We start from the raw sequence: 26,052 nt of genomic DNA on the forward strand, positions 1-26,052 counted from the left end.
GCTCGCTAATGTGTTAACTCCCCTGACGTTAATCGTCCGTTAGGTCGAAACGTTAGAAACCCCCACTTCAAGCTTCGCTAAGTGGGGGAGTGTTCATTCTAATATGTTTTTCAACGTATCAATATGTTCTTTTGAACCTGTGACAAGTAATGTATCACCATGTTGTAGTCTCGTATCACCATGCGGGATTAATGCTTTATTACCGCGGTAAATTTGAATAACGAGCACATCGCCTAAAAACGGAAGGCGACGTAGTGCAACACCATTATATGTATTGCTGCGTAGTTCAACTTCACGAACAGTTTCGTTTGCTGTTGTAATTAAGCGCACGAGACTCGGTTTATCAATTAGTGCACGTAACAGAATACGTGTAGAGTTAATTGTTGAGAATACGGCGATATGTTCTTGCGTTGCTTTTTCTTGTAGAAGTGGATCTTCTACGCTTGCAATAACATGTTCAACACCTAGTTCTTTTGCATGTTCTGCTAATAATAAGTTTTGTTCGTCATCGCTGGTTGCAACAACAACGCGGTCTGCGTTAAATGCTGTTTGTTCAGTTAATGATGCGATTGTGATGTCATCTAATTTTACGATAGGGAAGTCATGCGATTTCGCTTCCTCATCATTTATTTTATTTTGACGCATCATATATAGTGTTACGTCATAATCCTCTCGTTTTAAATCAAGTGATAACGGAAGGGTAATTCTGCTTGCGCCAATAATAGAAACTTTTGGTTTTGGTGTTTCTACTTTTGGGAACATTTTTTTAAATACTATAGGTGCAAAAATACAAGTAATAACTGCGCTTAAAATAAGGGAAGCAGATAAACTTGGACTGATGATTCCTAGTTTTTCACCAATTTGTGCAGCTGCAATAACTAAAGAAAGTGTCGATGTTAATAAGATGGCACTTCCTAATACGATATTACGTGGATACCATTTTCGTAAGACGAGTGATGGTAACAGCTTTGAAATAAAGAGTCCCACAATTAAAATTGGGATCATTAGCATACTAGAAGGTTCTTTAAAAATAGACCAAACCTCTAAGTTTACACCAACCATCACGAAGAAAATAGGAATGAAGAAACCATATCCGATGGAATCCAGTTTTTCAACCATATCTTCATTTGGTGATAATAACGATACGAGTACCCCTGCTAAGAAGGCACCTAAAATATTTTCAGCTCCAACAGATTCAGATAACCCAACTAATATTAAGATGAGTGCAAAAACAGCTCGTGTATCAATTTGTACACTACCAGCTTTTAAGCTATCTAAGTATGGAATGTTTTTAAAGCGTTTTGCAACGAAGTAAATAACAATACCAGCGCCGAATAGAAGAAGAAGGAGCCACATGCTTTGGCCGCTTTCGGAATTTAATCCGACGAATACAGCGAGTAAAATCATTGTAACTAAATCTGCAATAACAGCGACTAATAAAATGATTTGTCCGATTGCCGTTTTTCCTAAGTTGTTTTCTTTTAATGTTGGTACAACAACACCTAAAGAAATAGTTGAAATAATTAAAGTCATAAACATTGCATTATCCACGAATCCTAGCCATACGAATAGTAATGATAGGGCATAAGATAAGATGAAAATAAATAAGAAGATAATGCTTGCTGCTTGGAATGTGTTTGGTTCGTTTGTCGTATTCTTTTTCCCTTTTTGTTTAAAGATAGAAAAATCAATTTCTAAACCGCTTAAGAACATTAAGAAGATAAATCCTAGTGTCGATAAGACTTGAAGCCACATATCTGGCTCAATAATATTAAACCCACTTTTACCTACAAAGATTCCTGCGATGATTTCTGCAACAACGACAGGAAGTGCTTTTAATTTAAAGCGTTGTAACAAAAGGGGAACGAAAAACGCGATTGCAACGACAACCATAAGTGATAGAACAGAAGTATGATGTTCCATTGCGTTCTCTCCCTTCAAATAAATATAGTACCTATTTAGCCATATAATAGGTAGAAAAGCAACGCATATGGATTCGATTTCATAAAGAAAGAGTTTTCTTAACATTTGTCATAATAAGTATATTTTTCATGATTCTGTTGTTAATTCCGTAATGTGGATGTAATAGGGAAGGGGATAAAAAAAGACTGCTGAGGAATCTCAGCAGTCTTTTTCATGTACATTACATTGAGAAGAAGATCCATACAGTTAAACCAACAGTTGCAGTTGCAACGAAGAAACTGTATATCATTGTAAGGACTTGAACTCTTCCTTCGCCTTCTTTTAAATGCATGAACATAATTAATTGTAACAACGCTTGCGCAACAGCCATTGCGATAATGGATGTTAAGATCGTTGAAAGTGGCAAGTTTGTGTAAAGTGCCACGTATAAAGCTAGGAACGTTAATGCAAGCGATAAAATAAATCCGAAAACGTGTGACCATGGGAATCCGCTATGCGCATGTCCGTTTGCTTGGTTGTTATTTTGACTCATTTACGCCACCATCCCGTTCAAGTAAACTAGTGTGTAAATAAATACCCAAACAAGATCAAGGAAATGCCAGTATAAGCTGATAATAAATACTTTACGAGCTGTAACTGGTGTTAAACCTCGTTTTAAAATTTGGATAATAACACAAATTGCCCAAATGATACCACCTGTTACGTGGGCACCATGTGTTCCAAGAAGAACGAAGAATGCAGATAGGAAAGCACTTGTTTGAATTGTTGCGCCTTCACCAATGTACAAAATGAATTCTTCAATTTCAAAGAATAGGAAACCTGCACCTAAAAGTAATGTAAGGATGAACCATCCAAGCATTGCTTTTTGGTTGTTCTTACGCATTTCGTGAATTACGATACCGCATGTAAAACTACTTGTTAAAAGTAGTAATGTTTGAATTAAAAGCGTTTTAAGTTCAAACAGTTGCGCTGGAGTTGGGCCATCTGCCGTACGACCAGCAAGTACTAGATAAGAGGCGAAAAGTGTTGCGAACAGCATAATTTCAGCCCCAAGAAAAATCCAGAATCCTAGGATGTTCAATCTGCTTTGCTCGGATTGATATTCCAAAGGTAAGCTTTTATCTAAAGCCGCCATATCATTTCACCTCTCATGCTATATGTTCTGTTTCTTTAATTTCATCAACGCTTACGTAGTAGCCATCATCATAATCGAATGAACGATAGATTAAGCAAGCTAAAATACCAATACCACCGATTGCTGCAAGCCAGAACCAGCTAAATACTAATGCGAAACCTGCAAGACCGAAGAATCCAGACGCAATAATAGGCACACCAGAGTTACTTGGCATGTGAATTGGTTTGATATCTTCTGCTGCTGGTGTAACTGTTTCTCCGCGTTTTTTCATGAACCAGAAAGCATCAGCTTCTTTAATTTCAGGAAGTTTCGCGAAGTTGTAATGTTGTACAGGAGATTGAGTAGCCCATTCAAGTGTACGGCCATCCCATGGATCTCCAGTTGTGTCACGTTCACCGTGACGTGCACTCCAAATTACGTTGTAGCAAAGAATTAGGAAGCCGATACCCATCATTACCGCACCAACAGATGCGATTTGGTTTAGCCATCCCCATCCAAGACTTTCAGAGTAAGTGTACATACGACGAGTCATACCGTCTAAACCTAAGAAGTACATTGGGAAGAAACAGATGTTGAATCCGCTCATAAAGATCCAGAATGTCCATTTACCTAGGCGCTCATTTAACATATGACCAGTCATTTTTGGATACCAGAATGTGAATCCAGCAAGCATAGCGAATACTGTACCTGCGATTAATACGTAGTGGAAGTGAGCGATTAGGAAGTAACTGTTATGGTACTGATAATCAGCTGCTGCCATTCCAAGCATAACCCCTGTAACCCCACCGACTACGAAGTTTGGAATAAATGCCAATGACCAAAGCATTGGAACTGTAAAACGAATACGTCCTTTATACAGTGTAAACAACCAGTTAAAGATCTTAACCCCGGTTGGAATCGAAATCGCCATTGTCGAAATCGAGAAGAATGAGTTAACCGCTGGACCCGCACCCATCGTGAAGAAGTGGTGAAGCCATACGACGAAACTTAGTAAAGAAATTGCAACCATTGAGTATACCATCGCACTGTAACCGAATAGACGTTTACGTGAGAATGTACTAATGATTTCAGAGAAAATACCGAATGCCGGTAAAATAACGATATATACTTCAGGGTGACCCCATACCCAGAATAGGTTGGCCCATAACATTGGCATACCGCCGCTCGCCATCGTAAAGAAGTGAGCATCGAATAGACGGTCAAATGTCATTAATGCAAGAGCAACTGTTAATACTGGGAAAGCGAAAATAATGATGACTGTTGTAATTAAGATTGACCAAGTAAACATTGGCATTCTCATTAAAGTCATACCAGGTGTACGCATTTTTAGGATAGTAACTAGGAAGTTAATACCGGTCATTAGCGTACCGAGACCTGAAATCTGTAATGCAATTGCGTAGTAGTTATTTCCTACACCAGAAGTAAACTCTGTACCTGCCATTGGGAAGTAAGAAGTCCACCCAGCGTCTGGAGAACCACCGATTACGAAAGCGATGTTGAATAACATTGCTCCGACAAAGAATAACCAGAAACTTAAAGCATTTAAGAACGGATATGCAACGTCACGAGCACCAATTTGTAATGGTACTACAAGGTTCATTAATCCCATAACGAATGGCATCGCCATGAAAAGAATCATAACTGTACCGTGTGTTGTGAAGATTCCGTTATAGTGTTCAGCATTTAAATAAGTTGTTTCTGGGAATGTTAACTGTGCACGGATCATTAAACCGTCCATACCACCACGGAATAACATGATAACCGCAGAAATAATATACATGGCCCCAATCTTTTTATGGTCAACAGTTGTTAACCATTCGTCCCAAAGCCATTTCCATTTTTTATACTTTGTTAGTACGAAAATGATTGCTAATGTCACAAGAACGATAGAAGCGTCTGCACCGTAAATAATCGGGTCACCTGTGACAAAGAATTCATCAAGCTTCACTGTGTTCACTCCAATCTGTTGGAATAATAGCTATTATTTTTTGTTTTTGTAGTAGTTGTAATCACAATATTCAAGTGATTTTGGATCTACATAACTTAAGTGATGACTAGAGAATGTCATACGACCAACTACACCAGGTTTAACAATTTCGTTGTACTTATCTTCTGTTAGTTTAGGAGCAGTTTGTTGTACTTCTTTTACCCACTTGTCATACTTCTCTTTAGTTTTTGCTTCAACTTCGAATTCCATGTGAGTGAATCCTTCACCAGAGAAGTTCGCGCTACGGCCTAGGTAAGAACCTGGCTTATCAGCTTGTAAATAAAGATCCATAATCATGCCATCCATTGTGTACTTCATACCACCAAGTTCTGGTACCCAGAAAGCATTCATTGGACCAACAGAAGTCAGTTTGAATTGAATTGGTACACCAGCAGGGATATTTAAATAGTTAACGGTTTCAATTTTTTCCTCTGGATAACTGAATAACCATTTCCAGTTTGCAGATGTAACATAAATCTCAACTGGTTTAATATGTTTGGACTCTTCCGGAACCTCTTCCGAAGCATAAGTTGCTTTTACTGTTGGAATCGATAATGCGATAACGATAATAACAGGAACAAGTGTCCAAATAATTTCTAATAATGTGTTACCGTGCTGATCAGGTGGCTCATAGTCCATATTCTCTGGTTTTTCACGATAACGAATCAAGATGACTGTAAACAAGATGAATACAATTGCGATAATTAATGACATAAGCAAGAATGACCAAACAATTAAATCATACTGTGCTTTTGCAACAGGTCCTTGCGGATTTAATACTGCGAGTTTCTTATCACAGCCACCGAGGAACAGAAGTAATGATAACGGAAGAAGCGAAGCCAGCTTCCAAAACGTTTTCTTTAGTTGCACGATTGAAAATCTCCTTTCTCCTTGGATTGAAACTATGCCAATAAAACAATATAAACCTATTAATTTATAGATGGCAATAGTTTTTGCGATATTGTTAAAAAATAGACACAAATGCACACTTTTTAAGGTGAATATCATTTGTAACTTGATAACATTGTAAACCATTTTCCAGTGAAAAACGTGATTGTGGAAATTTTAAGATAAATAAAGTTATACCAAGATACCCAAGAAATAGAAAAAAACTATCTTATCATAAGAAAGATAGCTGAATATTTAATATATTTAGTTTACTTCTTTTTTTAGATTTATTTGTTGTTCAAATGTGACAACTTTTTTATATTTTAAATGGTATAAAATGTAACAAATAATCATAAATGGAATACCGCAATAAAGAGCAATTCTCTGATCTGGGATGAAAGCTAAACTAACAAATGTAATGAAATTGAGTGAGAATGCTACGATTGGAACGATTGGATAAAGCGGTGTGCGATATTTTAAATCGTTAATGTCTCCGCCGTTTTTTAAGAAGTTTCTACGGAAGAAAAACTGTGACGCTGCGATTGACATCCAAACTACGACAGCAGCCATAGCTGCAATAGATGTTAAAACTAAAAATACAGTATCTGCCGCAAATATACTTGTTAATAGAGACAAACTTGCAAAGATTAGACTGAAAATTAATGCGTTTAGTGGCACACCTTTTTTCGTTAACTTCGTAAAAGCTGGGCTTGCCATTCCTTGTTTTGCCATGGCCCAAAGCATACGAGAATTTGCGTATAGGCCAGAATTGGCTACGGATAATACTGCTGTAATAATAACAAAGTTCATAATGTCAGCTGCATATGGAACACCAGCTACATCAAATACAAGTACAAATGGACTTTCGACTAGATTAGCTTCTTGCCATGGGAGTAAACCTACAACAACTGATATTGCTAGGACGAAGAAGAAGAGAGTTCGCCAAATGGTATTTTTAATCGCTTTTGGAATTGTTTTTTCAGGGTTTTCACTTTCTCCTGAAGCAATGCCGATTAACTCTGTTCCTTGGAAGGAGTAATTTACTGTAATCATCGTAAGAAGAACAGCTAATGCACCGTTTGGAAATAATCCGCCATTTTCAGTGAAATTGTGAAGCATTGGCGCTGGTTTTCCGTTAAAGTCTAGTAGACCGAACATAACTGCACCACCAAGTACGATGAAAACAACAATGGTTGCGACTTTTACACTTGCGAACCAAAATTCTGCTTCTGCATATGCCTTTGCTGATAATGCGTTTACAAGAAAGAGTGCTGCTGCAAATGTAACACACCAAATCCACGAAGAAACGTCTGGAAACCAACGTTTCATTAAAATACTTACAGTTGTTAACTCTACCCCAACTGTAACAGCCCAATTTAACCAATACATCCAACCGACAACAAATCCAAAACCAGGTGAAATAAATTTGCTTGCATAGCTTTGGAATGAACCTGCTTCTGGCATAGCAACTGATAATTCACCAAGACATAACATCGTTAAATACATAACAAATCCACCGACTAAAAATGCAAGAATAGCCCCACCAGGACCGGCGTTATGGACGATTTGACCTGATCCCATAAATAGGCCAGTTCCGATAACACCACCAAGTGCAATCATAAATAGGTGTCTACTTTTCATTGTTCGTTTTAAGTCTGTTTGTTCTACTTGTTGATTCATATGCCCCTCACCTCGTTATTTTCTTGTATGTATGAATTGATTTTCATTCCGAGTTTTTAATCATTAGTGGGGGATGTGACACATACTCGGTTTATTTATTATGAAATGAATGGAGTATGTAAAAATGTGAACTATGACTAAATACTCTAAGAATGTTTTTATTAACAAGGTGATATCTTCACTATGTTAACTATTTAGATTTTAGCAAAAATATTCAGAAAAGTATATTGTTTTTTCTCTTTATTAAAAATAATTAGAATTTTATAACGATAGAAGTGTGAACAATAATTCACAGAATCTTTCTAGCAAACTAGTAAGAAGAAAGGTACAATGATAGGAGGTATGTCTGTAAAATAATAATTAATGGAGTTTTGTTTAAAATGAAAAAGTTAAAATATCTTTTTGTTTTTGGAATTATATTTGCTGCCGCGTTTTTTATAGGAAAAGATAAAATTATGCAAAAGGCGCAAGTGTTCCGTTTAGAGTTTCTATCTGAAATGAAAGAAGCGACTATGATTGAAAATGTTCCGTTTATAAAACAGTTACCAGAATTACCTCGTGGATGTGAAGTTACAAGTTTGGCTATGTTGCTGCAATATAAAGGTATACAAGTAGATAAGATGCAACTTGCTAGTGAGATTCATCGTGTTCCATTTGAGCAAAATGGTTTACGTGGAAATCCTTATGAGGGGTTTGTTGGAAATATTTATACGAAGGCAGAACCAGGATATGGTGTATATAATCAACCTATTTTTAATTTAGCAGAAAAATATATTCCTGGAAAAGTAGTTAATTTAACAGGTAGAGACGTGCAAGATATGTATAAAGTAGTTAGTTCTGGGTCGCCAGTATGGGTCATTATTAATACAACGTTTAAGCCACTAGCTGAGAGTAGTTTTGAAACATGGAATACAAGCTCTGGCGAAGTGAAAATTACATATTTTGAGCATAGTGTAGTAGTAATTGGATATGATCAAAACTTTGTGTATGTAAATGATCCTTTGAAAAATAATCCGCGTTTGGCTGTTCCGCGAGCAGAGTTTGAGAGAGCTTGGGAGCAAATGGGGAAACAAGCAATCACTATTTTATAATAATGAAAAAGTCATCTTTTTGATGGCTTTTTATTTTTAATTCGTAGTGATGGAAAATTCAGAACATTCTTTTAAAAGTTGATAATTCACGTTATAATAACATTTAACTTAGTGAAGAAGGGATGAAGAGAAATGGATGTCGCAAAGGAACTTGTTTTATTAAAGAATCAGTTGATTGAGTGGAGAAGGCATTTTCATAAGTATCCAGAGTTATCTTTTCAAGAAGAAAAAACATCACAGTTTGTATTCGATATACTTCGGGAAATCCCGCATTTAGAAGTGTCAAGACCTACTAAATATAGTGTAATGGCAAGGTTAATTGGTAAACAACCTGGTAAAACTATCGCGGTTCGTGCTGACATGGATGCTCTTCCTATTCACGAAGAAAATGAGTTTGATTTTATTTCTACATATCCAGGTGTGATGCATGCATGTGGCCATGATGGACATATAGCGATATTACTTGGGGTTGTACATAAGTTAGTAGAGGAAAGAGAGAAGGTTAAAGGGGAGGTTCGTTTTCTCTTCCAACATGCAGAAGAAAACTTTCCTGGTGGTGCAGAGGAAATGGTTGCAACAGGTGTAATGGAAGGTGTGGATTATATTATTGGTGCTCACCTTTGGGCAGCGTTAGAGGTTGGTAACATAGGTGTAATTTATGGTCCTGCAATGGCTGCCCCAGATGTTTTTAAAATTACGATAGAAGGAAAAGGTGGACATGCTGGAATCCCTCATGAAACGGTTGATAGTATTGCAATCGGTACACAAGTTGTTGCACAACTTCAGCAAATTGTATCTCGCCTCACAGATCCGTTAGATTCTCTTGTAGTATCTGTTACACAATTTCATGCTGGGACAACTCATAATGTAATTCCAGAACAAGCGGAGATTGAAGGGACAGTGCGGAGTTTAAGACATGAGTTACGAGAAGTAACAGAGAAAAGGATTGAACGGATTGTGAAGTATGTGACGGAAGCTTACGGGGCGAAATATACGTTTTCTTATGAATATGGATATCGACCGGTAGTAAATGATTATGAAGTTACAGAGGTTATTGAACAAACAGCATTACAGCTTTATGGAAGGGAACGAGTTACTCGTTTACAGCCGACGATGGCTGGGGAAGATTTTTCAGCGTTTTTACAAAAGGCGCCAGGGACATTCTTTTTTATCGGAGCAGGAAATAAAGAGAAAGGAATTATATATCCTCACCATCACCCTCGTTTTACTATTGATGAAGATGCATTACCGGTTGGAGTGGAAGTCTTTGTATCCTCCATTATGAATTTTATGAGTAAAGGAGAATGAGATGAAGAAAATACACGTATTAGCGCTTATTCCAGTTTTTTGTTTAGTTGTTGGACCGGTATTTGCTAATTCAGTTACTCCTTACGTATTAGGGATGCCATTTTTATTATTTTGGGTATTATTATCGGTGCTCATTACGTCTCTTTGTATGGGACTTGTGTACGTATTTGATCCTGCTAATAAGGGGGATGTGAAATGACCGCATTACTTATCATTATATTATTTTTGTTTCTCGCACTATTTTTAGGAATTCGGGCACAACATGGAAAAGATATGAATTTAGAGCAATGGTCAGTTGGTGGAAGGGGGTTTGGCACTATTTTTGTTTTTCTTCTGATGGCAGGTGAAATTTATACGACTTTCACATTTCTAGGCGGAAGTGGATGGGCGTATAGTAAAGGAGCGCCTACTTTCTATATTTTAGGTTATGGTGCATTAGCTTATATTTTATCTTACTTTTTATTGCCGCCGGTTTGGAAGTATGCGAAAGAGCATAATCTTGTTTCACAGCCAGATTTTTTTGTGAAGAAATATAAGAGTCAGACACTTGGCATTATCGTTTCTATCATTGGGGTTATTTCGATAATTCCCTACCTTGTTTTACAGTTGAAAGGGTTGGGGATTATCGTTTCGGAAGCATCTTACGGAAGGGTATCACCGGTTATTGCAGTTTGGATTGGTGCAATTGTCATAACGATATATGTAATGGTTTCAGGTATACACGGCTCTGCTTGGACGGCCGCTTTGAAGGATATTATGATCTTGTTTATCGTTATGTTTTTAGGTATATATTTACCGTACCATTATTACGGAGGGTTTCAGCCGATGTTTGAAGCTGTAGAAGCAGCGAAACCTGGATTTTTATCTTTACCTGATGAAGGAATGAGTATTTCTTGGTTTGTTTCTACTATTGTATTAACAGCTCTCGGTTTCTATATGTGGCCCCATACATTCGCTTCTGCTTTCTCTGCAAAAAATGAAAAAGTATTTCGTAAAAATGCGGCAATTATGCCACTGTATTCTTTAGTATTACTTTTCGTATTCTTTGCAGGTTTTGCAGCTATCTTGCAAGTTCCTGGATTAAAGGGAGGGGATGTAGACCTTTCGTTATTCCGTCTGGCTCTTCAAACTTTTGATCCGTGGTTTATTGGGATTATTGGTAGTGCTGGAGTTTTAACCGCATTAGTTCCGGGTTCTATGCTTGTCATGGCCGCTTCTACATTATTAGCAAAAAACATTTACCGAACAATGGTCCCGACTGCTTCAGATAGACAAGTTGCTAAAGTGGCGAAGTTATTTGTTCCTGTAGTAACTCTTGTAGCTGTTTTGTTCACTTTTAAAGGTGGAGAAACAATAGGAGCACTACTTTTAATGGGATATAGTATAGTGACACAACTTTTCCCTGCACTTGTATGTAGTTTGTTTCCGCGGCAAGTTATTACGAAGCAAGGGGCGATTGCAGGCATGGGGATTGGATTGTTAGTAGTCGCATATATTACTTTATCGGGCTCAACTATAGCTACGATGTTTCCAAGTTTCCCTCAATATATAAAAGATTTAAATGTAGGTATAGTCGCCTTGTTAATAAATATGATTGTGATGTTTATCGTTAGTGGGTTCACGAAAAATGTGTCTATAAAGACAGACAATATAATAGTAGAAAAATAATCCATGTACTAAAGCTATCTTTGAAAAGAGATAGCTCTTTTTTGTATATATTTTCTTCTATTAGCGGAATCTAACTAAAAACTTGTTGAAAAGGAAGTTAGGTGGGGGACTTGTTAGAGCTAAAAGGTAACTTAGTTGAAGTTATGAAAGAAATTAGGGATGAGTTAGGTTCGCCTAATGATTTAACAATTAGGGAAGTTGCCCTTGCTGGTAGTTTTACACGCTGTGCTGTTATTTTTTTATGTGGGTTAACTGATAAGGATAATGTTTATAAATATGTAGTTCGTACACTTCAATATGAAGAAGTGCATAAAGAAGAAGCTGTTGTTCAAACATTATTGGATCGTTTTATTTCTATTGCGGAAGTTGGTAAGAAGACAACGTTTCCGGATATTATAAATGCGATTTTAGCAGGAGATACGGTTATATTAATTGATAATATTCAAACTGCTATCGTGGTTAATAGTAGAGCTTGGGAAAAAAGAAGTTTAGAACCGCCGGTAACAGAAGATTTAATACGTGGACCGAGAGTTGGATTAAATGAAGATATTAACGTGAATAAAATGTTAATTCGCCGTAGTTTACGTGATCCGAAATTGAGATTTCAATCTTATATTATGGGGAAGAGATCCCAAAAAGAAGTGACTTTAATATATATAGAAGACATTATTAATCCTTACATTGTAAAAGAGCTAGATCGGCGTCTTCAATCAATCGTGACAGATGTCGTTTTTGAGACGGGTACGATTGAGCAATTAATTCAAGATAATAATTTGTCACCGTTTCCACAGTTTTTGAATACGGAAAGGCCTGATAATATTGTGGCCTCATTAGCGAAAGGAAAGGCAGCTATTTTGGTGGATGGCTCACCATTTGCTCTTATAGCCCCGCTAGTATTTGTTGATATTTTTCAATCTGTGGAAGATCACTATGAGCGCTGGGTAATTGGGACTTTATTAAGAATTTTGCGGATGGGTTCTGGTATAGTTGCAGTTTTAATGCCGGCGATGTATGTAGCGCTCGTCTCATACCACCAAGGACTTATTCCTTCTAAACTGGCGTATTCAATTGCTGGGGCGAGGGAAGGTGTGCCATTTCCTGCCTATATAGAAACATTAATGATGGCATTAACGATGGAGTTAATACGAGAAGCGGGAATTAGGTTGCCAAAACCGATGGGGCAAACAATTGGGATTGTAGGTGGGCTTGTAATTGGAGAAGCAGCGGTGAACGCAGGAATTGTAAATCCGTTTTTAGTTATCATTATTGCGGTTACAGCTATTGCTACCTTTTCTCTCCCTGTATATAGCATTACGATTACGTTTCGCATTTTACTTTTCGTATTTGTTTTAGCAGCGACTGCTTTTGGTTTGTATGGAATTATTTTAGCGCTTATCGCACTTGCAGTTCATATTACGAATTTAAAGAGTGTTGGTGTCCCGTATACAACGCCTATTGCTCCTGCATTTTATAAAGATTGGAAAGAAGAAATTATTCGCATGCCGAAGTCGATGTTAAAAGATAGACCAGAGTATTTACAAACGAAAGATTCTACAATACGTCCAAAGGAGGGAGAATAATTGAAACCATTTGAGTATGGCGATGAAGAAATTGGATCTCGGGAGCTGGGTTTTGCGGTATCGTCAACAATTATTGGTATAGGTGCACTATCTATGCCACGAGATATCGCTATGCAAACTTTATTTTCAGATGGTTGGATTATTTTACTTCTTGGCGGATTGATATGTGCGTGTTTAGGTTGGTTTGTGACTCGGGTAGCTATTTTATTCCCAAAACAAAATTTTGTTCAATATACGAGTGAGCACTTGACGAAGCCTGTTTCATACACGATTAGTATCATCTTAGTGTTAACATTCGTTGCATTGACAGCATATGAGGCCCGGAAAATTGCAATTATTTCACAAACGTATTTGTTTAGTGATACACCAATACAATTGTTATCTTTCTTTTTTTTGTTAGTTGTTATTTATGGAATTGCTGGATCTAGAGCTGCTTTATTAAGGTTAAATGTATTATTCTTACCTATCGTTTTAATTGCGATCGTACTGCTGTCTTTATTGAATGTGAACTTAATGGAAGTAGATAATTTACTACCTGCTTTTCAAACGGGCATCAGTCAATATGCTGTTGGAGTTAAAAATTCTATTTTTACGTTTATTGGATTTGAGGTAGCTTTATTTTATGCAGTGATGTTAAATGAGACGGCAAAAAAGGCTCCGATGGCAGTGGCAAAAGCCGTGATGGTAAACGTGTTGTCTTACATTTTAATTTATTTAACTTGTATTAGTGTTTTTACATATATGACAACCCGGGGATTAACATATCCAACGATTGAATTAGGGAAAGAGATTGAAATTGGTGGGGGATTTTTAGAAAGATTCGATGCGATTTTCTTTACGACTTGGATTATTACGATTTATAACACGACAGCAATGTATTATGACGTTGCATCTTTATTGTTTTGTGCCATGTTTCCGAAGGTTAAGAAACATATCTTTATTTTCGTAAGTGCTCCTATGATTTTTATGTTGAATATGATCCCTGGTAATTTAAATACTTTATCAAATTACGGAACGTATTTAGCTTGGATAGATATGGGCTTTGTCGTGTTAGCACCTTTGTTAGTTTTTATTGTATATAAAATAAAAAGAAGGAATGGTAGAAATGAAACACCTTCTTAAAATTATAATGCTCATAGTGTTAGCCGGATCGATGAGTGGATGCTCTGAGCTAGAAGAAATAGAAGAAAGAGGGTTTGTAGTAGGTGCAGCTTATGATATTGTGAAAAAAAAGAAATCGAATCCGATTATGAAAGGGACGTATCAGATGGTACTTCCCAGTAAGTTAGCGCAGCAAGGTGGACAAGGTGGTGGGGATAGCGAAAATTATATTAATGTTAGTGCGAAAGCGGATAGTGTCTTTGAGCAAATACGAATTATCGCCAAAAAAATTAGTCGCTCATTATTCTTTCCTCATATACAAGTGATAATTTTTTCTAAAGATTTATTAGCGAATCCATATGTTTTACAAAATACGTTAGATGTATATATTCGTGATCATGAGATGAGACGGAATATTCGTTTGTTCGTTTCTGAGAAAGATGCAGAAGCTATTTTGAAGCAGAGTGCGAAGCCTGAAAATTTACCGGCGCAGTATATTGATATGTTAGCTGAACATCCTCCGAAAAATGCTCAAATGGTTGAGGCTGCAAGAATTGGTGAGGTGCAGCAAAAAATGATTGCTAACAGAAGCTTCGTATTACCTATTCTTGAACTAACGAAACAAGGGGTACAAATGAACGGGGCAGCGTTGTTTCGAGGGAAGGATAATAAGTGTGTAGGTAGTTTGACTGGAGAAGAAACATTTGGAATGAATTATATAATAGGTAAGAAAATTGGAGGATTCTTTACTGTTCGTAAAAAAGACCAGCTTATTACATATGAAATTCATAAGATGCATCGAAAGATTAAAGTATCTACAGAAGATGCCACAAAACCGAAGTTTGATATTCATTTATCTTTTGAAGGCACTTTAGCGGAGGTGCACTTTAGTGATCATAAACAAATTATGAATGAAAGTCGATTGAAGAAAACAATTGCGGAGGAAATGGAGAAGCGTATCCAAAAATCGATTAAGCTTGTTCAAAAAAAATATAAGGTAGATGTATTAGCCTTAGGAGAAGTATATAAGCGGCATAATTATAAAGAATGGAAGAAGATAGATAAGAATTGGGATCAAGGTGAAAATTACTTTAGTAATGCTGAGGTTACTGTTCATGTTCATCCGACAATTGAGCATTCAGGTTCAGCCTTACCGAAAAGAGTGAAATAAGGTGATGTAAGTTGTTTACTGGTCTAGGGATTAGTTGCACGATATTAATGGCGGTTCTTCCGGGAGCTATATACTTTCTTCATAAAAAAATTTCAACGTATGGAGCGCAGCCGTGGAAAGAAAAAAAGAAACCTGAATGATTTTCAGGTTTCTTTCGCGCAAAGCAAATGTGAAGGGGGATACCTTCTATGTATGCTTCGCTTTTATACAAGCCCTAACCAATGTACCAATTGTGTAGAGAGGAATGTCACAACAATGGCGATAACGGTAGGGATTGCAAACGATAAGAATGTCCATTTTGCACTTTTTGTTTCTTTATATATGTTAACCAGTGTTGTTCCACATGGGAAATGAAGAAGTGAGAACAACATTGTGTTTAACGCTGTTAACCAAGTCCAACCATTTTCTAAGAATAGATTTTTAATTTGATTAAAATCATCTATTTCAGTTAAAGCTCCAGTTGATAAATAAGACATTAATAAAATCGGGATAACAATTTCATTAGCTGGTAGTCCAAGAATGAACGCAGCTAGAATAAAACCGTCAAGTCCTAACGTTTTAGCAAATGGATCTAGGAAGTTTACAAAATACATAAGTAAGCTTGTGTCACCGATGAAAATGTTAGCAAGTAACCAAGTTAATGCAGCCGCAGGGGCAGCTACAACGACAGCTCGTTTTAAAACATAAATAGATTTATCGAGTGTTGCACGTACAATTGTGTTCCAAACTTTTGGCTTACGGTACGGTGGTAACTCAAGAGTGTAGTGAGTTGGCACGCCTTTTAAAGCTGTTTTTGATAGTACCCAAGAAACAGTTAATGTCATAATAACACCAATTACAACCATCCCAACTACAACGCCAGCAGTAACTAATGTTTGCATGCTACCTGTATAACCAGCAGCCATAAATAATGAAGCCATTAAAATTAACATAGGCCAGCGACCGTTACAAGGAACGAAGTTGTTTGTTAAGATTGCAAGCATACGTTCACGTGGTGATTCAATAATACGTGTTGACATAATAGCGGCTGCATTACAACCGAAGCCCATTGCCATTGTTAAAGATTGTTTGCCATGTGCACCGGAGCGTTTGAATAAGCGGTCCATATTAAATGCAACACGTGGTAAGTATCCGTAGTTTTCTAATAGTGCGAACATAGGGAAAAAGATTGCCATAGGTGGTAACATAACGCTAATAACAGCACCGATACCACGGAATAAGCCAAGTATTAAAATGCCATGTAACCATTCAGGTGCATGTGCTGCTTGGAACCAAGATGTTAAATATCCTTCGGCCCATCCGAAGAATTCAGCAATCATATCAGACGGTACGTTAGCGCCTGCAATTGTAAGATAAAAAATAATAGATAAAATACCGAGCATAATTGGGAATCCCCAGATGGGAGATGTGAAAATTTTATCTAGTTTTTCAGAACGATATAATTTATCAGTATTTGTATATTGAACAGACTCTTTACATATGCTTGCAGATGTTCGATAAATATCTCCGACAATATCATCTCGTATATCTTCTTTTGAGAGTGCTTGTGCATGTTGAATAATATAGTCTAATGGAAGAGCCTTACTGGCTGAGTGAGATTCCATTCATTACGACCTCCCTTACAAGTGGTTCATTATGGTGTTTTTGAAGTGTAGTTAAGAAATTTTTATCTCCATCTAATATACGTAACGCAATCCAACGTGCTGGATACGTATCACCGAACACTTTATAAATTTGTGGTTCTAATTCTTGAATCATACTTTCGATTTTTTCACTGTAAGAAACCTTAATTGGTGTCGGAATTAGTTTTTTATTTGCTACTTTAGCGATAACACTTAGCAAATGCCCAATACCTACTCGGTTACGAGCAGAAATCTTAACTACAGGTACACCGAGCGATTTTGCTAATTTCTTTTCATCAATAACGATGCCTTTTTTCTCCGCTTCATCAATTAAGTTGATACAAATGACTACGTTGCTTGTCATTTCCATCACTTGTAGTGCTAAATTTAAATTTCTTTCCATTGCAGTTGCATCTATAACAACGACAGTTACTTCTGGTTTTTCAAATATAATATAATCTCTTGCTACTTCTTCATCCGCAGAATTGGAATATAGTGAGTAAGTTCCAGGTAAATCTATTAATGTATATTTACTTCCGTTATGTTCGTATTCCCCTTCAGCTTTTAAAACAGTTTTTCCCGTCCAGTTTCCAGTATGTTGTTTTAAGCCTGTTAAAGTATTAAATAATGTACTTTTCCCGGTGTTCGGGTTGCCAGCTAAAGCAATGCGATGTTTGCTCATCTGAAATCATCTCCTATTAATACCCCGAAAATAAGGGAACTTTCTTCCTTGCGTAGTGCAATAGTTGTATTGCTTACTTGATAAGCGACCGGATCTCCAAGTGGACTGCGCTGTAATACTTTAATCGTTGCCCCCGGGATAAATCCTAAATCTAATAAACGTCGTTTCATAGTTCCTTCTAATTGTATCTTCTCAATTTGTACAAACTCTCCTGTTTTAAATTCGGAAAGTGGTTTTGTATTAGCCGATACCATAAAAGTTACCTCATCTCTATATTGTTAGTTTGAGTTTAAAAAGTTTCCTTAGGTAAACTTTTTGTTAGTAATATAGTAGACTACATTGGATGATGCTGTCAATTGGTACTTTAAAAATATTCATTTATTTTTAGAATTGTTCCAATTTATTTAGTTGTACTAAAAAATATTACTGAAATTCTGTTGAATGTAAATGAAGTAAGCGTGTAAAAGTTAAAAAATATAATGGGTTTGTAAATATATTTTTAACTAAAAGGGGAAAAGAGCAAAAAACATTTACATTGAATTTACATTGTTAAGAATAAATTTACATTACTGCTTAATTAGTGTGGATTTTGTTGGGTTCTTTAACTATAAATGTTGGGATTCCTAGCTTTTAAAGATTATTATCGTCATTTACTTAAAATTAAAAATTGCTTAACACTCACATAATATTGTTGTCCTACAATGAATTTGTGTTCGAAAGAAAATGAATTCGAAAAGCGATAATCCAAATGGGGGTACAAGACATGGTTATGAAAAAAGGTATTAAATTTTCTTTAGCGGCTTTAGTGGTGGCAGGAGCGTTAGTTGGATGTGGGAAAGCAGATGATACAGCTAGTAAAGAAACTGCTAAAGGAAGCGATAATACAAAACAAGAATTATCAGGTACGATTGCAGCAGCTGGTTCTACAGCTCTTCTACCTCTTGCGGAGGAAGCTGGAAAGAAATTCATGGAGAAAAATTCAAAAGTTTCTATTCAAGTTCAAGGTGGCGGTAGTGGAACTGGGATTAACCAAGTAGCGTCGGGTGCAGTACAAATTGGTAATTCAGATGTTCCATCAGGAGATAAAATAAAAGATGCTGAAAAAGCAAAAGAATTAGTAGATAACAAGGTTGCGGGTATCGCATTCGCACTTGTCGTAAATAAAGATGTAAAAGTTGATAACTTAACAGTACAACAAGTACAAGATATCTTCACTGGAAAAGTAACAAACTGGAAAGAGGTAGGCGGGAAAGATGAAAAAATCAACGTAATTAACCGTCCGGCTTCATCTGGTACACGTGCTACATTTGAAAAGACAGTTATGAAAGACGCGAAAATTAATGATGGAACTGGTACAACACAAGATTCTAACGGTGCAGTAGAGCAAGCGATCAATTCTACGCCAGGGTCAGTAAGTTATTTAGCAATGTCTTACATGGTTGGCGATAAAAAAGGTGCACTACAAACAGTGAAAATTGATGGTTCTGAACCGAAAGTTGAAAACATTTCGTCTGGTAAATATCCATTCTGGTCTTACGAGTACATGGTAACAAAAGGTGAAGCGAAAGAAGCAACGAAAGCTTACATTGACTATGTAAAAGGTAAAGACTTTGAAAAGCAAGTAGAAGATATGGGTTACATTCCAATGTCTAAATTAAATAAGTAATAAAATTTTATGGGGCTGGCTGCAAGGCCAGTCCTGTTCATTTCAATCTATGAAGTGGGGTCTGACCTGTGATGAAGGGGAAAAAACAAATTAATTACGTAAAAAGTGAGTATATAGGAAGATCGCTTGTTACGTTTTGTGGTATTTTTATTGTTTTAATTACATTAGCTATTATTGCGTTTATTTGCGGTAAAGGTATTCAATCTTTTACACAAAGTGGTATCTCATTTACTGAGATGTTAACATCGACAAAGTGGAATCCAAATGCTGACGAAGGAACCTTTGGGGCTTTGATTTTCATTGTAGGTTCAACAGTAGTTTCGTTAGGTGCGGTTATTATTAGTGCACCAATTGCTATAGCTCTTGCTATATTCATGAATTTAATTTCGCCGAAGTTTGGAAATAAAGTATTGAAGCCCGTTTTAGAATTATTAGTTGGTATTCCTTCGGTTGTATACGGATTATTAGGGGTTACGATTTTAGTGCCGCTATTACGTGATTCGTTCGGGGGAGTGGGCTTTAGTTTAATTGCAGGTATTGTTGTATTAAGTATTATGATTTTACCTACTATTGCTAGTATCGCTTCTGATGCAATACGCTCTGTTCCATTTGATTATTTAGAAGCTTCTTACGGTCTAGGGTCAACGAAATGGCAAGCGGTTAGCCGAGTGATTGTTCCTGCTGCGAAAAAAGGAATTTTAACAGGTGTTGTTTTAGGTTTAGCGCGTGCTTTTGGTGAAGCATTAGCGGTTCAAATGGTAATCGGGAACACAATTAAATTACCAGAAGGAATATATAGTCCGACAGCAACGTTAACTGGTATTTTGACAATGGACATGACAAATACATTGAACGGAACTGCTTGGAACAATGCGTTATGGACTTTAGCGATGATTTTACTTGTTATTTCATTCCTGTTTATTTTAGTAATTCGAGCGATTGGGCAAAGAGGTGAGCGATAATAATGAACGCAAGAACGGTAAATAAAATTTGGACAGGTATCTTTTACGCAGTTGCAGCTTTAGTTGTAGCTCTGCTAGTATTCTTAGTGTTTGAAATTTTGCAAAAGGGATGGGGATTTTGGGATCCTAATTTCTTGTTTGGAGAACCAAGTAATACAAGAGCTGGTGGTGGGATTGGTCCACAGTTATTCAATTCCTTCTACATGCTTGTTATAACGCTTGTTATATCTATTCCTCTTGGGTTAGGTGCTGGAATATATTTAGCAGAGTACGCAAAACAAGGGCGTTTTTTAAATTTTGTTCGTTTGTGTATTGAAACAATGGCGTCTTTACCTTCTATTGTTGTTGGTTTATTCGGTTTGTTAGTGTTTGTTACAATGACAGGCTGGGGATACACAGTAATGGGTGGTGCTCTTGCTTTAACTATTTTAAACTTACCAGGTTTAACACGTGTTTGTGAAAATGCCATTTCAGAAGTTCCTCATAATGTAAAAGAGGCAAGTCTTGGATTAGGTGCAACGAAGTGGCAAACGATTGCTCGTATTATTATTCCGTCGTCATTACCGCAAATTATTACAGGTGTTATTTTAGCGGCGGGTCGTATATTTGGGGAAGCGGCCGCACTGATTTACACAGCGGGTTTAACATCCCCGATTTTAAATTCAGCAGCGGACTTTTCAAGTCCTGCGCATCCTTTAAATCCATTTAGACCAGCTGAAACATTAGCGGTTCATATTTGGAAGTTAAATTCTGAAGGAGTTATTCCGGATGCAAAGTTGATTGCGACAAAATCTGCAGCTGTATTAATTATTATGGTATTACTATTCAACGTTGTTTCACGCTTAGTAGCATCTGTATTGCACAAACGTTTTACAGGAACGAAAAGAAAAAGTAAAACGACGAAGAAAGTAAAAGCGGCATAAATGATAAAGAGGAACTCCCAATTTATAAGTAGGGAGTTCTTTTTGTATTTTAATATAGAAGGAATGGATGTAAGGATTGTTGAATTTGTAATTGATTATATAGATGAATAGGTGCGGATGAGAGGGGAAGTTAATTTGTTTTTTCTACAAATGTCAGGATTTCCAGGATCGGGAAAATCCACAGTTTCTAAGTATATAGCGAAGTTAACAGGTGCTGTGATTGTAGATCATGACGTTTTGAAATCAGCATTGTTACAATCATTAGAAATGAAAGGGATTGAATCGACGATTGTTGGAGGAGTATCATACGATATTGAATGGGTATTGATTGATTCTTATTTAGAACAAGGGCATAGTGTGATATTGGATAGCCCATGTTTATCCCGCATTTAACGGGTAGTAAGACCCCCGCCTCAAAATTCAGCGAAAGCAAAGAAGTTAGGTGGGGGATCAACTGCCCGTAAAAGCCCGATTGGTTCAACTAATAATCAGTGGGGGATGAACAAAACCCCCACTGATTAAAGTTTCACTTTATATGAAGGGATGGTTGAAAAGGGAATGAAACTGTCTGATAAACATGGTGTAAAATATAAATATATCGAATGTTACCTTAATGATATGGAAGAGATTAATAATAGGCTACAAACACGTAAGCGTATGGTCAGTCAGATTGGAAGAGTGGATTCGGAAGTAGCTTTTAAAAAGTGGTTAGATGGTAGTAAAAGACCTTTAAATAGGGAATATCTTATTATAGATTCTGGTGAACCTTTAGAGCGATATGCTCAAAAAATGATGGGTTATATGAGTAGGTAGAGAAAAAGCGTTATCTTCATGAATGAAGATAACGCTTTTTCTTTTAAATATCAGGTGTTTCTGTGGAAGTGCTTATTTTTCTACGAGAGCGTCTTTTTCTCCCGATTTTATCTAATAATTCATACATAACTGGAACGACTACTAATGTAAGAACGGTTGAGACCGCTAAACCACCGATAACAACGACTGCCAAACTTTTTGATACCATGCTTCCTGCTTGCGATTGACCAAATAGGAGAGGAAGCATCGCGACGATCGTCGTTATAGCTGTCATAATAATTGGACGTAATCTGGTGGATCCCGCTTCTAATAAGGCATCTCTTGTTTCCATCCCGTGTTCTCGATTTTGTTGCACTCTTTCTATTAATACAATAGCGTTTGTAACTACAATCCCGATTAACATTAATGCGCCGATTAAGGAATTTATATCAACGGGTGTTCCTGAAATGATTAATCCTAAAATACCGCCAACAGCAGCTAATGGCAAGGAGAATAGAATTGCAAAAGGAGCGCGCGCCTGTCCGAAGGTGATAACCATAATTAAATATACAATCCCGATTGCAATCCCCATAATTTTGAATAAATCTGTGAAGTTTTCTTGCATAGATTCAGTTGCGCCTGCAATAGTTACTTTTGCGCCGTTAGGTAAGACTAGTTTAGCTATCGTTTCGTTTACTTCTGCGCTTACTTTACTTAAATCTTCATTTGAGGCCTCAGCAGTAATTTGAATCGTTTCTTTTCCGTCTTTATGGAAAATTTCTGTTTGAAGTTGCTTTTCTGAAATAGTTGCAATGTCTTTTAAAGGAATTGGTCCATTAATAGGTGATAGTATGTTTGTGTTTAAAATGTCTTCTCGTTTAGTAATGTTTTCTTTTTTGTGTTCTATCATAATAGTTGTTTTTTCGTTATTGATTGAAACTTCACCAATAGGTGATTTCTTCATAAGGAATGCTACTTGTTGTGCTGCCAATTCTGGTGTTAATCCTAGTTGTTCGGCCTTTGTTTGATCAATATGGATTTGCCATTCTTTCTTAGAGTCTTCTAAATTCGTTTTTACTTTAGATAGAGCATCCGTATCTTTTAGTTTTGTTTCGACTAGAGTAGCAGCCTTTTTTAAATTCGTTTCGTTAGTAGCTGTTACGTTAAATTGCAAATTGTTGCCGCCGCCAGAGCTTGAATAACTCATTTTTATATAATCCAGTTCAGCGGGTTCAAAGGTTTTATTTTCTTTTTTTAACTCTTTAATATATTGATCAATATTAGAGCCTTTCTTGAAGACTACTAATATACTTGCGAGATTATTTTTGGTCGTTTGCCCCCATTGTGCATCTTCTGCGCTAGATCCCATTCGTAAAATAACATCCGTTACATCCGAGTTAGAAAGTAATTTCTTTTCGAAATCGAAAGCTTTTTGTTTTTGCGTTTCAGGAGCGTAATCAGCTGGGAAAGTCATGTTAATAGATAACATTGTGTCGTCTTCAGATTTTATATTCGCTTTCGGTAGTAATACATAGGCTGCAATCGATCCTGCGAATAATAAAAAAGAAGTAAGTAGAATAATGAATTTATGCGAAAGAGCCCACTTTAATGTAGCGACATATCGTGGTGAAGAACTTGGCTTTCTATGCTTTGTTTTTTTGAGTAGTAAAAAAGCCATAAGTGGAACAACTGTTAGTGCGACGATTAAGGAAGATAATATAGAATATACAACTGCTAATACCATAGGTAACATTAATTTTCCGATTACTCCGGATACGAGTCCGATAGGTAAGAAAACAGCGACTGTTGTTAAAGTAGAAGAAGTAATTGCAACGGCGACCTCTTTCGTTGCGTCGAGAATAATATCTTTAGAGAAAGATTCTTTTTGTAAACGACGGAAAATATTCTCAATGACAACGATGCTATCATCGACGAGACGTCCAACGGCAACTGCTAAACCACCAAGAGTTAGGATGTTAAGTGTGATGTTAGATTGGTGTAGTAAAAAGAGTGTTAATAAAATAGATAATGGAATACTGACAACAGCGATGAGTGTCGTTCGGAAGTTACGCAAAAAGATTAAGATAATTAGAGTTGCAGCAATTGCCCCAAGGATGACTTCTTTTCCCATGCTAGTAACAGCGTTTTCAACTTGTTCATGAGTTGAGGCTAAAAGTTTAATAGAAAACTGATCTTTATATTGTTTACTTATATCTTTGATTTTTTTATCGATTTTTTTTCCGATTGCAACCGCATTTTTGCTTGGCTCTTTCATGATGATTAATCCAGTGCCTTCTTCTCCGTTTATATGTGAGATTGTATCGTAGTGTTGTTTCAGTTCAATTTGAGCAACATCTTGCAATTTTACTTGAGGTGCAACGGTAATATTTTTAATAGCATCTACATTTTTGATATCCCCAATGACGCGAAGGTTATATTCTTCTTTATTAACGGTAACGGCTCCAGCTGGAGTGGAAGTTTCTTTTCCTTGTAAAACTTTTAATACTTGTTCTGTTGTTATGTTTTTATCTTTTAATTGATTTGGGTCTAGTACGATAGATAATTCAGAAGTTGATTTTCCGAAAAACATAACGTTAGCAACGCCATCAATGCTTTCGAGTTGTGGTACGATTTCTTTTTCGATTTGTTTTTCATCTGCTTTTGAAAATCCATTTTGTTTCTGGATTGCAATTTGAGCGAGTGGAATCATAGAAGTATTTAATTGGCTCACTACGGGTTTTGTTGCATCTTTAGGTAGTCTAATTGTATTAATGGCTTTTTCGACCTCGCTTGCTGCATCCTTCATATTTGCTTTGGATGTATACGCGATATCAATGCGTGATAATCCCTCGTGTGTAGAAGAGGTGATGCTATCGATATGTTCTAAATTGCGAAATTGTTTTTCAAGAGGATCTGTTATTTCTTTCGTCATTGCTTCAGCGTCAAGTCCTGGAGATAAGGTTGTGACAGTGACTGCAGGATTATCGATGCTTGGTAAAAATTCCATAGGTAATTTGGAACCGGAATAAACGCCGAGTATGGAAATGAGAAACACCATGATGATAACAGCGGCGCGGTTTTTTAATGAAAACTTTGTTAACCTATCCATAAAGTAATTCCTCCATCGGTTTATTTATAGTTGATTACGTCCTTTCTTACTATATAACAAAAAATGGATATTTTTCATTAATTAAATGTAAAAAAATTCTAACAATAATCTTAAGTAAATGTTTTTAGTACAAATTTGTTGTTTATCCCACCATTCGCTGGACGCTAAGACCCTAGCTTTAAAATTCGGTTGGATTCGAGCGGTCTGATCCGTTAATAATCTTCGGGAAGAACAAAATCAAAAATCAGCATGTTCGCTTTATTATAGAAAGTGAACATACTGATTGGAGAGGGAAGTACTGAATCTCTTTTTTTTTAGTGTGGATTGATTTGTACTGTTATATTGTTGGCCTATAGAGAGGTAAATGGTATGGGCTTTAGAGAATAGGTTTATAAAATGCGGTTGGGTCAATTAGAGTGTATCGGTATACAATTTTAAATGGCTGTTTTCTGTAGAGGGGATGAGGTGTTCCTATATAGAAGAAAGTAGGTTGGATATTTTTTTGTGTTTTTTTTATAAAAAACACTTGTTATTTAAAAACCATGATGGTATATTAATAAACGTCGCTGATGCGGAAACGCAGAAAACGACAAAAAAAGAAATTTTAAAACATGGTTGACATCGAAAAATGAAGATGTTAATATGATGAAGTCGCTTCTGAAGCGGCAGACAAGTTCTTTGAAAACTGAACGAAACAAACAACGTGAAACGTCAATTTTTATTTTTAGATGCTAGACAAACTAACTTTATTGGAGAGTTTGATC

At 36.5% G+C, this 26,052-nt stretch carries 20 protein-coding genes and 2 pseudogenes; 12 read left to right on the forward strand and 10 right to left on the reverse strand.

The annotated features are described in order from the left end of the window. Window positions 1-93: 93 nt before the first annotated feature. The 6 genes from FOT98_RS25070 to FOT98_RS25095 form a co-directional block, all read right to left on the reverse strand. Entirely contained in the window at window positions 94-1,923 is a 1,830-nt protein-coding gene (locus tag FOT98_RS25070; protein WP_063263757.1) for a monovalent cation:proton antiporter family protein, read from the reverse strand. A gap of 220 nt (window positions 1,924-2,143) precedes the next feature. Continuing rightward, on the reverse strand, window positions 2,144-2,455 hold the full coding sequence (gene qoxD, locus FOT98_RS25075; RefSeq protein WP_063263756.1) for a cytochrome aa3 quinol oxidase subunit IV: 312 nt from the start codon (window positions 2,453-2,455) through the stop codon (window positions 2,144-2,146). Then, a complete protein-coding gene (gene qoxC / locus FOT98_RS25080; protein WP_063263755.1) occupies window positions 2,456-3,058 on the reverse strand; it encodes a cytochrome aa3 quinol oxidase subunit III in 603 nt (200 codons plus the stop codon). It lies immediately after the preceding gene. 13 nt (window positions 3,059-3,071) lie between these two features. Then, window positions 3,072-5,006 (reverse strand): cytochrome aa3 quinol oxidase subunit I, encoded by a 1,935-nt coding sequence (gene qoxB / locus FOT98_RS25085; RefSeq protein ID WP_063263754.1) that lies wholly within the window; start codon window positions 5,004-5,006, stop codon window positions 3,072-3,074. Window positions 5,007-5,039: 33 nt separating this feature from the next. Next, window positions 5,040-5,915: a cytochrome aa3 quinol oxidase subunit II gene (locus tag FOT98_RS25090; protein WP_001176180.1), complete on the reverse strand. Its 876-nt coding sequence runs from the start codon at window positions 5,913-5,915 to the stop codon at window positions 5,040-5,042. 282 nt (window positions 5,916-6,197) lie between these two features. Beyond that, the gene (locus FOT98_RS25095) at window positions 6,198-7,613 is read right to left on the reverse strand and encodes an amino acid permease (protein WP_063263753.1); all 1,416 of its coding nucleotides are present in this window, start codon (window positions 7,611-7,613) and stop codon (window positions 6,198-6,200) included. A gap of 380 nt (window positions 7,614-7,993) precedes the next feature. Here FOT98_RS25095 and FOT98_RS25100 point away from each other — a divergent pair, with 380 nt between their 5' ends. The 7 genes from FOT98_RS25100 to FOT98_RS25130 all read left to right on the forward strand — a co-directional run bounded on the left by FOT98_RS25100 (window position 7,994) and on the right by FOT98_RS25130 (window position 15,532). After that, on the forward strand, window positions 7,994-8,704 hold the full coding sequence (locus tag FOT98_RS25100; RefSeq protein WP_063263758.1) for a C39 family peptidase: 711 nt from the start codon (window positions 7,994-7,996) through the stop codon (window positions 8,702-8,704). A gap of 132 nt (window positions 8,705-8,836) precedes the next feature. Further along, entirely contained in the window at window positions 8,837-10,012 is a 1,176-nt protein-coding gene (locus FOT98_RS25105) for an amidohydrolase (RefSeq protein WP_063263752.1), read from the forward strand. A gap of 1 nt (window position 10,013) precedes the next feature. Next, the gene (locus tag FOT98_RS25110; RefSeq protein ID WP_000719861.1) at window positions 10,014-10,211 is read left to right on the forward strand and encodes a DUF3311 domain-containing protein; all 198 of its coding nucleotides are present in this window, start codon (window positions 10,014-10,016) and stop codon (window positions 10,209-10,211) included. Beyond that, a complete protein-coding gene (locus FOT98_RS25115; RefSeq protein ID WP_063263751.1) occupies window positions 10,208-11,680 on the forward strand; it encodes a sodium:solute symporter family protein in 1,473 nt (490 codons plus the stop codon). Before FOT98_RS25110 ends, FOT98_RS25115 begins: the two co-directional genes overlap by 4 nt. Window positions 11,681-11,781: 101 nt before the next feature. Beyond that, a complete protein-coding gene (gene gerLA / locus FOT98_RS25120) occupies window positions 11,782-13,260 on the forward strand; it encodes a spore germination protein GerLA (protein WP_144291173.1) in 1,479 nt (492 codons plus the stop codon). Beyond that, on the forward strand, window positions 13,261-14,382 hold the full coding sequence (locus tag FOT98_RS25125) for an endospore germination permease (RefSeq protein ID WP_063263749.1): 1,122 nt from the start codon (window positions 13,261-13,263) through the stop codon (window positions 14,380-14,382). Next, window positions 14,366-15,532: a Ger(x)C family spore germination protein gene (locus FOT98_RS25130; RefSeq protein WP_061676310.1), complete on the forward strand. Its 1,167-nt coding sequence runs from the start codon at window positions 14,366-14,368 to the stop codon at window positions 15,530-15,532. Before FOT98_RS25125 ends, FOT98_RS25130 begins: the two co-directional genes overlap by 17 nt. 203 nt (window positions 15,533-15,735) lie before the next feature. Here the strand turns inward: FOT98_RS25130 and FOT98_RS25135 are convergent, their stop codons facing one another. Genes FOT98_RS25135 through FOT98_RS25145 form a run of 3 tightly spaced genes read right to left on the reverse strand, consistent with a single transcriptional unit; the run spans window position 15,736 to window position 18,090 of the window. Then, window positions 15,736-17,136, reverse strand: a complete 1,401-nt coding sequence (locus tag FOT98_RS25135) for a nucleoside recognition domain-containing protein (protein WP_063263748.1) — start codon at window positions 17,134-17,136, stop codon at window positions 15,736-15,738. Next, complete coding sequence (locus FOT98_RS25140; protein ID WP_061676308.1) at window positions 17,114-17,836, reverse strand: FeoB small GTPase domain-containing protein; 723 nt, start codon at window positions 17,834-17,836, stop codon at window positions 17,114-17,116. The genes FOT98_RS25135 and FOT98_RS25140 overlap by 23 nt, the downstream gene beginning before the upstream one ends. Next, window positions 17,833-18,090 (reverse strand): FeoA family protein, encoded by a 258-nt coding sequence (locus FOT98_RS25145; RefSeq protein ID WP_000252989.1) that lies wholly within the window; start codon window positions 18,088-18,090, stop codon window positions 17,833-17,835. Before FOT98_RS25145 ends, FOT98_RS25140 begins: the two co-directional genes overlap by 4 nt. A gap of 509 nt (window positions 18,091-18,599) precedes the next feature. Between FOT98_RS25145 and FOT98_RS25150 the strand changes: the two genes are divergently transcribed. From FOT98_RS25150 to FOT98_RS25170, 5 genes and pseudogenes are all read left to right on the forward strand, one after another. Continuing rightward, on the forward strand, window positions 18,600-19,502 hold the full coding sequence (locus FOT98_RS25150) for a phosphate ABC transporter substrate-binding protein PstS family protein (protein WP_000245096.1): 903 nt from the start codon (window positions 18,600-18,602) through the stop codon (window positions 19,500-19,502). A 71-nt stretch (window positions 19,503-19,573) separates the two neighbouring features. Next, window positions 19,574-20,464 (forward strand): phosphate ABC transporter permease subunit PstC, encoded by an 891-nt coding sequence (pstC, locus tag FOT98_RS25155; protein ID WP_000676675.1) that lies wholly within the window; start codon window positions 19,574-19,576, stop codon window positions 20,462-20,464. A gap of 2 nt (window positions 20,465-20,466) precedes the next feature. Then, the gene (gene pstA / locus FOT98_RS25160; protein ID WP_063263747.1) at window positions 20,467-21,387 is read left to right on the forward strand and encodes a phosphate ABC transporter permease PstA; all 921 of its coding nucleotides are present in this window, start codon (window positions 20,467-20,469) and stop codon (window positions 21,385-21,387) included. A 135-nt stretch (window positions 21,388-21,522) separates the two neighbouring features. Then, window positions 21,523-21,765, forward strand: a pseudogene (locus FOT98_RS25165) (P-loop nucleotide/nucleoside kinase family protein); the annotation flags it as partial. Window positions 21,766-21,918: 153 nt separating this feature from the next. Next, a pseudogene (locus FOT98_RS25170) lies at window positions 21,919-22,200 on the forward strand (AAA family ATPase); the annotation flags it as partial. Between the two features lie 43 nt (window positions 22,201-22,243). Here the strand turns inward: FOT98_RS25170 and FOT98_RS25175 are convergent. Next, on the reverse strand, window positions 22,244-25,288 hold the full coding sequence (locus tag FOT98_RS25175; protein ID WP_063263746.1) for an efflux RND transporter permease subunit: 3,045 nt from the start codon (window positions 25,286-25,288) through the stop codon (window positions 22,244-22,246). Between the last annotated feature and the right edge of the window lie 764 nt (window positions 25,289-26,052).

It is taken from the genome of Bacillus sp. HY001 (assembly GCF_007558965.1).
GTDB classification, from domain to species: Bacteria; Bacillota; Bacilli; order Bacillales; family Bacillaceae_G; genus Bacillus_A; species Bacillus_A mobilis.

Excerpts from the sequence above, each read along its gene's own strand:
- FOT98_RS25070 (WP_063263757.1), bottom strand. The coding sequence starts at position 1,923 with ATGGAACATCATACTTCTGTTCTATCACTTATGGTTGTCGTTGCAATC.
- qoxD (WP_063263756.1), bottom strand. The coding sequence starts at position 2,455 with ATGAGTCAAAATAACAACCAAGCAAACGGACATGCGCATAGCGGATTC.
- qoxC (WP_063263755.1), bottom strand. The coding sequence starts at position 3,058 with ATGGCGGCTTTAGATAAAAGCTTACCTTTGGAATATCAATCCGAGCAA.
- FOT98_RS25095 (WP_063263753.1), bottom strand. The coding sequence starts at position 7,613 with ATGAATCAACAAGTAGAACAAACAGACTTAAAACGAACAATGAAAAGT.
- FOT98_RS25100 (WP_063263758.1), top strand. The coding sequence starts at position 7,994 with ATGAAAAAGTTAAAATATCTTTTTGTTTTTGGAATTATATTTGCTGCC.
- FOT98_RS25105 (WP_063263752.1), top strand. The coding sequence starts at position 8,837 with ATGGATGTCGCAAAGGAACTTGTTTTATTAAAGAATCAGTTGATTGAG.
- FOT98_RS25110 (WP_000719861.1), top strand. The coding sequence starts at position 10,014 with ATGAAGAAAATACACGTATTAGCGCTTATTCCAGTTTTTTGTTTAGTT.
- FOT98_RS25115 (WP_063263751.1), top strand. The coding sequence starts at position 10,208 with ATGACCGCATTACTTATCATTATATTATTTTTGTTTCTCGCACTATTT.
- FOT98_RS25130 (WP_061676310.1), top strand. The coding sequence starts at position 14,366 with ATGAAACACCTTCTTAAAATTATAATGCTCATAGTGTTAGCCGGATCG.
- FOT98_RS25135 (WP_063263748.1), bottom strand. The coding sequence starts at position 17,136 with ATGGAATCTCACTCAGCCAGTAAGGCTCTTCCATTAGACTATATTATT.
- FOT98_RS25140 (WP_061676308.1), bottom strand. The coding sequence starts at position 17,836 with ATGAGCAAACATCGCATTGCTTTAGCTGGCAACCCGAACACCGGGAAA.
- FOT98_RS25145 (WP_000252989.1), bottom strand. The coding sequence starts at position 18,090 with ATGGTATCGGCTAATACAAAACCACTTTCCGAATTTAAAACAGGAGAG.
- FOT98_RS25150 (WP_000245096.1), top strand. The coding sequence starts at position 18,600 with ATGGTTATGAAAAAAGGTATTAAATTTTCTTTAGCGGCTTTAGTGGTG.
- pstC (WP_000676675.1), top strand. The coding sequence starts at position 19,574 with ATGAAGGGGAAAAAACAAATTAATTACGTAAAAAGTGAGTATATAGGA.
- pstA (WP_063263747.1), top strand. The coding sequence starts at position 20,467 with ATGAACGCAAGAACGGTAAATAAAATTTGGACAGGTATCTTTTACGCA.
- FOT98_RS25175 (WP_063263746.1), bottom strand. The coding sequence starts at position 25,288 with ATGGATAGGTTAACAAAGTTTTCATTAAAAAACCGCGCCGCTGTTATC.